The sequence below is a fragment of the Modicisalibacter sp. genome (assembly GCF_055145905.1).
The window spans coordinates 102,045-113,215 of the sequence record NZ_JBSREH010000014.1; the positions used below are offsets into that span (position 1 = coordinate 102,045).

6 protein-coding genes are annotated in these 11,171 nt (G+C 58.1%); all 6 read right to left on the reverse strand.

Annotated elements, in window-relative coordinates; all coding sequences use genetic code 11:
• Positions 1 to 19: 19 nt before the first annotated feature.
• Positions 20 to 4,291, reverse strand: a complete 4,272-nt coding sequence (locus ACTCB7_RS05425) for an Eco57I restriction-modification methylase domain-containing protein (RefSeq protein ID WP_463005841.1) — start codon at positions 4,289 to 4,291, stop codon at positions 20 to 22.
• Complete coding sequence (drmD, locus tag ACTCB7_RS05430; RefSeq protein WP_463005842.1) at positions 4,288 to 7,410, reverse strand: DISARM system SNF2-like helicase DrmD; 3,123 nt, start codon at positions 7,408 to 7,410, stop codon at positions 4,288 to 4,290. Before drmD ends, ACTCB7_RS05425 begins: the two co-directional genes overlap by 4 nt.
• Entirely contained in the window at positions 7,325 to 7,903 is a 579-nt protein-coding gene (locus tag ACTCB7_RS05435; protein ID WP_463005843.1) for a very short patch repair endonuclease, read from the reverse strand. The genes drmD and ACTCB7_RS05435 overlap by 86 nt, the downstream gene beginning before the upstream one ends.
• Positions 7,848 to 8,945: a DNA cytosine methyltransferase gene (locus ACTCB7_RS05440; RefSeq protein WP_463005844.1), complete on the reverse strand. Its 1,098-nt coding sequence runs from the start codon at positions 8,943 to 8,945 to the stop codon at positions 7,848 to 7,850. Before ACTCB7_RS05440 ends, ACTCB7_RS05435 begins: the two co-directional genes overlap by 56 nt.
• Positions 8,946 to 10,100: 1,155 nt before the next feature.
• Positions 10,101 to 10,586, reverse strand: a complete 486-nt coding sequence (locus ACTCB7_RS05445) for a DUF7673 family protein (RefSeq protein WP_463005845.1) — start codon at positions 10,584 to 10,586, stop codon at positions 10,101 to 10,103.
• Positions 10,587 to 10,596: 10 nt separating this feature from the next.
• Positions 10,597 to 11,171: hypothetical protein (locus tag ACTCB7_RS05450; protein WP_463005846.1), on the reverse strand; the 575-nt coding region annotated here is incomplete at its 5' end.

Sequence of the window (11,171 nt, forward strand, 5' to 3'; positions counted from 1 at the left end):
CCATGAGGAACAACTCGACTCATGAGTCGTTTCTCACGGCACGGTATCGAGCACCACGGCGTTCGCCCTGGCGCTCGACAAGCCCCTGACTGATGAGGTCCCTGATTGCCGAACTCCAGCTACTGCCTGTAATAGATGTCGCTTCCAGAATATCAGACTTGGCATACCAACCCTTTCGTGCTCGAAGAAAGTCAAGAATTAATGAGGTTGGAGCAACTCCCTTCTTGGTAACAACCTGCGCTGACTCAAAGTCAAGACCTGACTGTGCCATATCGAAGTTTTCTTTACGCAGAGCAGGGGGATCGGAAACTCTCTTTCTCCCTTTGCCATGCAAACCTTTCGCGACCTCTTCCTCATATCGCTTGTGATTTAGCTCAGAAATCCGCCGCAGAATTTCAACACGTGCATTCTCACTGATGGTGAAACGTATACGATCACTCTCTGGCAGGTACGGAACTTCATGAAAGCCGTGATCAAGATCAACATCTGACCACCCATATGCTCGAGCAACTTCGCGATCGACCTCACAATGAAGCTTACGCATCACTTCAATTTGTGGGTCTTTTTCCGATATTGAATGAAACCTATTGTAAAGCTGGGTAAGACCAATTGAGCTCTCAGCCATGACCGACTCTCGATGCAAATAATAGCGCTCACCAACTTCATCAAGCGTGGGGTTTTCATCAACGACTGGCATTGGCCACGTCTCCAAAGCTTCGGACGTAGAATACTTCATAGTAGTCATACCCATTGAGCCGCAAGTCCAGTACGCCCAAACTATATGTAACGAAGACTGCAAACAAGCAAACTCAAAAAAACGATCAAAAAAATAAAGCTTTGTTGCCTCATTCATGACAAAGTTCGTCGGAACAAACCGAAAACAAAGGTGCTTAGACCTTCTAGAAGACGCAAGAATGCGATTCCTCCTTGAAAGCTCACGCATCAGTCTTGGTCTCAGGTCCCAGAACTTCCAAAAACAATCCTGATGAATTTGCCCGGTCAAAGATTCTCTATAAGGCTTAACGAGCTCTTCAAGACGACGAAATGCAGCATCATACTTCCGCGCTTTATCTTCCGGCCAATCTCGAAAATAGATCACCCAACGATAAGGCTCAAGCTTGGACATGGTGTTAAGGTCTTGCCCATTGAATAGCGGGAATATCACCTCCTTGCTATGAGGCTCTTTTATTAACATCTCGTCCTTTTCATCAGCTGTGAGCTCAAACCCCCCGCGCCCCATTACATCCTGACCCTGCGAGAACTTTCCCTTGAGTGCTTTAAGCTTAAGCGGACGCTTTATATTAAAATCTTCCTCCAGAGCACCATTGATTGCTTTAACCCCCCGACCATCAAGAACAATCTTGCCCTGCCAGCCATCTCGCACAACCCAACCAATTGAAACGACCACGGCTGCATTACCCGGCCAAACCATACGCGAACATGCGTGATAAACAGCTCCACCTTTTTCAATAATCTGATCCAAACAAACCTTGCGAGACCCAGTTTCTGTTATAGATTTTGTTGCGAGCAAACCAAAGCACCCTCTTGAACGAAGCAAAGAAAATGCTCGTAGATAAAAATATACGCAAAGATCTGGCGATCCCACCACACCATTTCGCACAAAATTTAAATACTGCTGATAATCTAAACCAAAACGTCTGCCGATAAGTCGCCCGCCGCTAAAAGGGGGATTGCCGACAAAACTATCAAAGCCGCCACGTTCACGTGCAAAAACCTCTGGAAACTCCAATGGCCATTGAAACGGGTGACGACAATCTCCGCGTTCAACCTCAGAATTAAGCGCTACACTTGAGCGGTGATCTATGGCACTAAGCGATTCAAGATCTCCAGCTATAGCGTCATCTGCTTCAATTGCCAATGAACCTACAGCATATTCCAGTTGATTTGCATTACCACCAGACTGCAACACTTCCCCAATGAATGCATCTGCAATATGACCTGCAACATCAAGTTCACGGCGCGCATTGGCATTCAAGTGTGACATTGCCTCGACGTCACGGATGTCTCGAATCGGCATATTGCGAATTTTTTGACGTAAGTTGATAGCTCTGTTTACAGCTTGTTCAATGCTCTGCCCAAATAGACGTTGCTGCCCCTTATCCTTGGGTTGCATCGATAGTTGAGTGAGCTGATCCAACCGATGGATTCCCAGTAAGCTGTCACCACAGCGCAGGTTGTGATCCAGGAATCCGAAGGGACGCCCCTCGGCCAGCGTCACCAGCCAGATCGACAGTTTGGCGAGCTCCACCGCCAGCGGGTTCATGTCCACACCGTAGAGGCAGCGTTCGGCGACGAGCCGGCGGGCGATCACCGTGCGTTCTTCGGCATCCCTTGGCAGCAGCTCACTCTCTTCTGCGCTTTCCAACACCTCGCCATCGACGCCGACGACACAGCCCGAGGCTTCGGCCTGACCCCAGGCTTCGACGAGCCGCTCACCCAGCCAGCGGCAGGCTTGGACGAGGAAGGCCCCCGACCCCATGGCCGGATCGCAGACCTTCAGGTCCAGCAGCTCCGCAGGGGGCTTCAACCGCCACTCCTCCTTCGGTTTTCCCTCCGCCGGGCCGATGTAGGCGACCGGGGTCAGCGTCTCGTGGACGATCTTCTCGGTGAGGCTCTTCGGCGTGTAGTGCGTCCCTGTCTCGCGCCGGTCATTGCCCATCACCACCGCATAGGCCCCCGGGTGGTAGAGCCTGGGGTGGTTCCAGGGGTCCAGCGCCATCAAGTGTACGTAGGGTTCGACCCGGTCATGCAATCCCACCTTCCCTCGACAGGCCGTCAGCAGCGCTGCGGACAGGCGATCGTCCCGGAAACGCTGCAGATCTTTTCTCAATGCCGAAACACTGCGCCCCGTCCGTTCCTTGAGAAGCTCGATCAGTGTTTCCTGGCCATCCAGACTGGCCTCGGCGAGCTCACGTAGCGTCGCCTTCGGCGACTTGGCCTGGGCGGAGCCACGCAGCTCGAGCGTGACCTCGTCGATCTGCTTGACGGTGCGCTCCAGGAGGCCCTCGTAGACGTGGCCGATCTGCTCGACGTCGAGGGCGCGATAGGAGAGCGTGCGACCCTCGAAGCTCTGGATCGCATCGAGCATGAGCAGCACGGTGCGATCGTCGATGGGCAGCGGATCCGCGGCGTCGGTGAGCCAGCTGGAGCCTTTGGCTCGCCCCTCAAGGAACGGGTAGCGGTCCGGATCGAAGAGGGATCCCCCCATGGCGGGTAGCCGGAGGTCGGTGTGTTCGATGCCGCCGTAGATGGCCCGGAACAGTGCCAACAGTCGTGACCAGCCGGCGTGTCGCCGTTCCAGGAGCTCGTGGGCATTGGACGACACCCTGCGCAGGCGCTGCCGGAAGGTCGACAAGGCGTAGTGGTTGTCGTAGGTGGTGTTGCCCAGCAGGAGCAGCCCCCGCTCCTCCGCCGAGAGGATGAACACCAGCCGCATCATGACAGTGAGACCGCCTTCGTAGAGCTCCTGCGGCTTCACCCCCTCCAGCAGCTTCCCATTGCCATCCTGGTTGGCCTTGTCGATGGCCTGGATCAACACCTCGATCGCCGTACGCACCTGGTCGCCCAAGGCCTCGGTGACCTCGTCCTGATGCTTCTCGGACCTGGCAAAGAGGTTGGGCAATTGCCCTTCCTCGGGACCATAGAAACGCGGTACGGCCAATAGCGAGACGAAGGCACGCAGGGTCTCGGGCTCCTGACTCCAGAGGCGTGCGTACCAACTCACGAAGCTCGTCACCTGGCCGGCCGGCGCATGGACGAGCATCCAGCGCTCACCGTTGGTGACGAGGCCGATGGGGCAGTCGACACCGCGGAGGTAGTGCACCATCCGCTCGGCCGGGGAGGCCGCCCAACCATCTCGATGGACGACCTCGTCGAGCGGTGCATTGGGGGGCTCGACGAACATCGGCAGGAGGGGTTTGTCCGGGTCGTTCACATTCACGAGCACGATGTCCGGCGTCAGGATCACGCCATGCTCTGGCAGCGACACGTGCAGGGCGTCACCGATCTGGTCTCCGCGGCGAAGGTCCCGGTCACCCATCTGCAGCGCCGTCGCCAGCACCTCGTCCACCCAGGCGCGGTGGAGCTCGTCCAGGCTCGGATCGTCGACGTCGACGGCCTCACGCCATTCGTCATAGGCCTGGCGAAGACGGGCTGCATCACGCTTGTCGCGCCCCTCCAGCCCCTGTGGGAACGCCTCGTCCAGCACCGGGATGCTCAGGAAGGGACCGGACACCTCGATCAGGTTCAGCCAATCGTGACGTTCGCTCATGCCTCGACCTCCTTGGCGAGTGACTCGGGGATCAGAAAGACGACGGCGACGGGGAAAGTGCGCTCCGTGGGGTCGGCGTGGTGACGTTCGATGGCACCGACCTCGTGTTCCAACTCGGTGGGCAGTCGATCGAGACGTGCCTCCAGCGCAGCACGGTCGACCTGAAGCTGGCGTTTCTCGGCGTCGCTGAAGATGTCCAACTGCTCAGGCACTTCGTTCCCGTGCAGCTCTCGTTCGAGCACCTGGCGGAGCTCGTCCAACACCTGCTGGATGTCGTCGATCTCACGGTGCTTACGCTTCTCGAGAGTATTGGTCAGGTGACGTAGACGATCGCGAGACCGTGCCTCCACGGTCGCCATCACGGCATCTCGCTGCTGCTCGAAGCGCTCCCGAAGTGCCTGAAAGTGATCCTCCGACACCCTCGCCGGGCGGGATTCATCGAGCCAGGTGCGGACGGTGGTGACCCGCTCCTCGCGTTTGAAGCCATGCGGCTTCAGGTAACCCCCCGCCTCGGTCAGCTCCTCGTGTAGGCGATGATGCTGCCCCCCGGTGATCACCAGCCGTGACACAACCGCCACCGCGGGGGACTCCAGGCGATCGTCGGGCAGCGCTCGCACCGCCACGCGCTGGAGGCGTTTGACGTCGTCACGCTCCCAAACCTGGGCGCGCAGGAGCCGCAACGACAGTTGCACCAGCGGATGGTTGAGGTGCACCAGGACGAGGTCGTCACGCCCCTTGGCGACGTCGTGGTCGAAGGTGATCGGCCGTACTCGTTTCGTGAAGGGGTGTTGCAGGCCTTCCAGCCCCTGCGCCCAGCTACCCGAGAGCGGGGGGAGCCTGAACACCTTGCCCTCCGGAATGCATTCGAGGGACGTCGGTTCCAGATCGGGCTTCTCGGCGATACGAAGGGCCGTGCGTACCGTTCTCTCGATGTGCTCGGCATCGAAGTGCTGCTCCCGGCGTGTCTCCTCGATGCGGTCGTGCAGCTTGGCGATCCGTTCGCGTAGATCCCGATCCGACTTCACCAGGCGCCGACTCTGTTCGATGCGAATCTCTGCATCCCGAGTGTCGAGCTCGCGGATCCGCCCCTCGAGGAGAGCCGGCAGCTGTGGAGCGATGACGGGATTCACACTGCCCATGTCGGCACGCATGGTGTCCAACTTGTCGAGGGCCCGTAGGATGTCCGCTCCCTCAGTGCCGTTGGCGTCGATGGGGTGCCAGATGCGGACCTCGTCGGCCCTCTGGCCATGACGGTCGATGCGCCCGTTGCGCTGCTCCATGACGTTGGGGTTGTAGGGGATCTCGACATGGATCATCAGACTACAGTGATTCTGCAGGTCGATGCCCTCGGATGCGGCGTCCGTGGCCAGGAGGATCCTCAGCGGTGACTCGCTGGGGTGCGCCTGGAACGCGGCCTTGATCTCCTCGCGCTCCTCGGTGTCCATGCCACCGTAGATCAGCGCCATGCGATCGGCGCCGAAGTCGTGACCTGAGAGGACCTGCTGGAGCCAGCGCTGGGTGTCGCGATACTCCGTGAAGAGGATGACCCGCTCGTCCGACCAGGCACCGTCGCGTCGTATGTGACTCTCGAGCCAGTCGATGATGGCCGTCGCCTTGCTGTCCGTGCTGTGGGCATTGCTCTGGGCCCACTGCATGAGCTCGCGAAGGATCTCTCGCTCCTCGTCATCGAGGGGACGGCTACGACGATCGACCTCGACCAGGGCTTCCGCTTCGGCGGCGTCACGCTGCCCGTCATCGGCGTAGTCCTCCTCGGTGCGGGCGATCGCCCGACGGAGGATGCCGGCATCCAGTCTGTTCGCGCACTCTTCGCCGGAGCCACCACGCCCCTCCATGGTGTCGACGTGCTTGGCGAGCGTGGAGGCGAAGGCGGCGGTGGACGAGGCGAGACGCTTCTTCAGGAGCTGGTGCACGAAGTGCTGCGCTGAGCGATCTCCTGCCTCGCCAGACTCGCGACTGGCGATGTACCGGTCCAGCAGTTCCCGGACCCGCTGCTCTTCTGGGGTGTAGTGGACCTCCAATGCCTCTAGGCGTCGGCGAGCGTAGACGGGGCGTCCATCGGGGTGGACGAGCTCCGACTTCAGGCGGCGCACCATGACGCTGGCGAGTCGTGAATCGTCCGGCTCGACGTTGCGGGCGAAGCGCTGATCGTCCAGCAATTCGAGAAGGGCGGTGAACGACTCGGTGAAGCCGTTGTGCGGCGTCGCCGTCAGGAACAGCTTGTGCTGGAAGTGAGGGGTGAGCATGCGCACCAGCCGTGTACGCAGGCTGTCGACGGCGTAGTGCTTGACCGTGGGAGCCACGTTGTGGGCTTCATCGACAACGAGAAGGTCGAAATGGCGTGGGAAGCTGGTGTGTACCGGCAGGACATCACGAAGGTGCCGCAGCCCCTCACCCTGCTTGGCCCAGTCCATGGAGGCGATGAGGCGCGGGAACGAGGTCCAGGGGTTGGCGTGCAGCCCCTGCTCTCGACGCAGCCGCTTGAGGTAGGGCGTGTCGACGATGCGGAACTCGAGGCCGAACTTCTCCTGCATCTCCTGGCGCCACTTCTCCTGAAGCGATGCCGGGCAGAGGACCAGCACCGTCCTGGCGCGGTGACGAAGGAGCAGTTCCTGGATGACGAGGCCGGCCTCGATGGTCTTGCCGAGGCCCACGTCGTCGGCGATGAGCAGATTGACGCGCGCCATGTCGATGGCCCGCACCAGGGGGTCGAGCTGGAAGTCCTCGATGCTGACGCCGCTTCGAAACGGCGCCTGCAGATAGCCTCTGTCTGCATTGGTGGCGGCGCCCCAACGCACCGCATCCAGGAAGGCCTCGAGTGTGTCGGCGTCGTCCAGCCCGGTGATCGTCGGCAAACCGGCGCGTTCGATGATGTGAGCCCCAGGCTCGATCTCCCAGATGACCTGGAGCTCGTCACCCAGTGCGTCGTCCTCGATGGACGACAGCAGCACGAGGTGCTGGGTCCTTCGCTTCCCTGCGATGTCGGAGGGGACGACGTCCGCCACCACCCACTGTCTACGCCTGACCTCTACCAGTTGGCCCGGCTCGGGGACGCCCGCCACCCTCTCGACTTCCCTTGTCGCTTCCGACACTTCCGACATACGAGCTCTCCTCGGTGTCGGGCGACTGCCCTGGGCGCTGGGCAGCATCGCCCTTCAGTTCGTTCAACACATGTTCTACGCGATCGGCCGCCTCTCGGGGCGACTCGTGTTCCCAGATTCTCACCACCGTCCAGCCTGCCTCGGCCAGGCGACGGTTAGTGTCTCGATCCCGTCGGCGATTGGTCTCGATCTTGTCCCGCCAGAATTCGGCGTTGGACTTGGGCCAGGTCCCGTGCAACGGGCATCCATGCCAGAAACAGCCGTCGACGAAGACGGCGATCCGCTGGCGGGTGAAGACGATGTCCGCCACCCTTCTCGGCTTGGACATCACCTTGTACGCCACGCGATAGCGCAGCCCTCGCCGGTGCAGCTCGCGGCGCAAGAGCATCTCCGCCGAAGTGTCCCTCTGGCGGGTGCGCCGCAGACGACGGGAAGCCTCAGGAGACGAGGGCCTGGGCACTCTGGTGCTCACCATCGCGAGAGGTCGCAGCATGCGCCTTGCCAACGGACTCCAGATGAGCCCAGACGCTCTTGCCGACGGCCCGACCGAGCTCGACCGGGACCGCGTTGCCGATCAGCCTGGCCAATGCCGAGAAGCTGACATCCTCGTGACTAGCCGCGAATTTGTAGTCCTCCGGGAAGCTCTGGAGGATCGCGGCTTCACGCAGGGAGATGGCCCGATCCTGTGAAGGATGCCCGAACCGACCGTTGCCATAGCCATGGCACTGTGTGGTCATGGTCGGTGATGGCTTGTCCCATTCCATCCGGCCATACACGCTCGGGTAGGTACTACCACTCTTGGAACGGTGACAAGCCGCCACCAGATGTTCGGGCCAATCCTTCCAACTCCCGCCGGGCTTGGAGGCCCGGATCCTCTGCAAGTTGATGTCGCTGAGGCCGGAGGCGGTGTGCAATGGGTCGCCCGGCCATGCCTCACCCGCCTTGATCTCCGGCAGATGCCCGATGACGTCACGGACGGTGCCGGGCTCCGTCGTGGTGGGAGGGATGAGGCGAATATCACCATGCTTCGACGCCAGCAGGACCAGACGCCGACGCGTTTGCGGCACACCGTACTTTGAGCAGTCGACGATCTGGTGGTAGGTCCAGTATCCCAGTCGCTCCAGCTCTTCGACGAAGTCCAAGAACACCTCGTTCTTGGCCAGGCTCGGCACGTTCTCCATAGTCACGATGTCTGGGGTTGTCGCTTCGGCCAGGCGCGAGAACTCGTACAGCAGGCCCCACTTGTGATCGCGCTTGATGTCGTAGCGCTGCGCGTAGGTGGAGAAGGGCTGGCAGGGTGCGCAGCCAGCCAGGAGCCGTATTCCACCCGCGCCGAACAACGCCTCCAGTTCCTCTCCCTCCAGCTCACGCACGTCTCTCTTGAGGAAGCGTGCTCCTTGGTTGTTCTCTTCGAATGGGTAGCGACAGGCGGCATCGACATCAATGCCAGCGGTCACGTCGATGCCCTCCAGCACGAGCCCACGGGTCAATCCACCAGCCCCACAGAACAAATCAACACAGGTTACGTCGGCCATGAAAACCCTTTAATTCATGAAAATCAATAAGATACAGATTGCTGGAATGTGCTATACCATGACCTAGCTTGATGAGCTATATCTATGATACAACCTAAGGTCCTTCTGGCACACACCTGCACAGGCTCCTGACATGGAGAATCCCCTCCATCCCAGTTACTTCACTACATGGCTAAGCTAGGCCCAACCTCATGGATCTCAGGTTAAGCACAGCACAACTATAGTTTTGAGAGCTCCCGGGAATTCTAATCTTACCAATGAACCCAGGCCGCACCTTACTAGCTTTAGAATCGAACATTGCCAACCTCCCCCTTTATCAGTACCTTGCCATTATCAATTACACTCCCCATATCCTCCAGCCTTCTTACAATACTCATCACTCCATTATCCTTCTTCGTAACAAAAAATATTTTCCGTCTGATATCAAAACTTTCAACATCCCACCCAATCACCCGAAGCAATATTAAACTGTACCAACTCATACACAGTCGCATTCTCAACCATCAACGTGAGCCCCTCCCCCCAAACTTCAGGGGTATGATGATGCACTGTGATCACATCCCTTGGTATTATCTTATATTTCCTTTCTCTCCCTCTCATCAACCCACACCTCAATATACTGCTTCCTTACCCTTACCTGACCTCCCACCATGGCCTCCGATTACTTTCACTATATACAGCGGCGGTAGCCGCTTAGCCTCGCAGGGCAGGACAGCATCGAGCCCACAGGGCAAGTAAGCCCTTTGCACTGTGCGGTCGCCGCTTGCGGCGTACCTGTACAATGCACATCCTGCCGTTGGCCCATCACACATTTTGCTTCACTCTGCTTCATTTCAGGTCCTGATCCCGCAAATGAACTAGAATGAAACAAAATGAAATAAAATCTCTCAAAATGAAGTAAAATGCAGTATCGCTTCGCTATGAGTCGTTACATAGCTGCTGCTTCGCAGCTTTCGAACGCCAAAGTGAGATGCTTGACTGCCCTCAATTCGCCTCGAAAACTCCCCCTGAGACGATTTCAAGGCCTACCCTATGCCTACCCCTTCCTCCTTCTAGATCTCTCCTCACAGCCGCTCATAGGGCACGCATTGGCATTGCCACACGCAAAGGCGACCCTCACTGGAAGATAGTGCGCCGATCTTTTCCGTTGGCGGCTCAGCCCTCTTGGCCACTTTCACGCTGCCAGAACTCTTTCATCACTGAGTCTCCATCTTTGACAAGCGTATGAACCTCAAAGGGACTGAAGGTGGCAAGAGCAACAACCAGCAGACTGTCAATTTGGAGTTCCCTGTCCAAAGCTCTAAGACGCTGCAACTCGAATGGCCACTCATCGCCGTTATATACACCAAGAAGTAATCGACGAAGGTGGTGAGACTGCCCACTATGCCCTTGAGCCACATTGATCAAATTTAGAAGTGCCGGGATACCATGGTCGACCAACTCATCCTCACAGCTAGACCCACCACTAATCACCTCACCAAGAACTTTATCAGGTTTATCAAGCGGCGGACGACCACGCCCTTTCTTTAGCAGCTTATCGCCAAGATACCAATGTGCACCCTCAAGCCATTTCTCACCAAGTTCAGGAGCGTCATCGGAATCTCTCCACCCTTTCCCCTTAGAGGGCTTACGATCTTTCATACGTCACCTCTTAATCTCCAGACACCAGCTTCTCTTTGACTTTCAAAAATCCCAACCTTCCTTCCAAAGACTCAATCCGACTCACCTTCAATTTTTCGACTTTGGAATTAACCGCTTCAGAAAAGGCGTAGTGCTGCTCAAACTTTCCCATTCGATATTTTCGCAAAAGCCCTTCAAACCACCGCACAGGTGAACCACTGATCGCTCCCGCCCGTAACGCCCCGCTCAATTCATCAATCAATAAAACGGCATCTTCCCTGGATACCTCATCCAGCAAGCGAGCCACCAGAGCCCTCTCACCGCTCCTAAGCGCTTCTGGTGTCTCAGGGTAGAGCTTTGCTGCAGGTGGCTGCTGCCCTGCTTCACCGCCGCACTTGTCCACAGGCCTGCTGCCAACTTCCTTTTTTACTTCCTCTGTTAGTTCTAGGGGTGACACAGCTATGTCACCCCCGGGGGTGACACCCGTGTCACCCTCCCCCTGACATTCTCCTGAATCCGTGAGACCGGCCCCCAGGAATGCTTCTAACCTACTGAACTGCATGGCAATATAGCGAATATCGCCATTCACCCAGATAGTGCCATGCC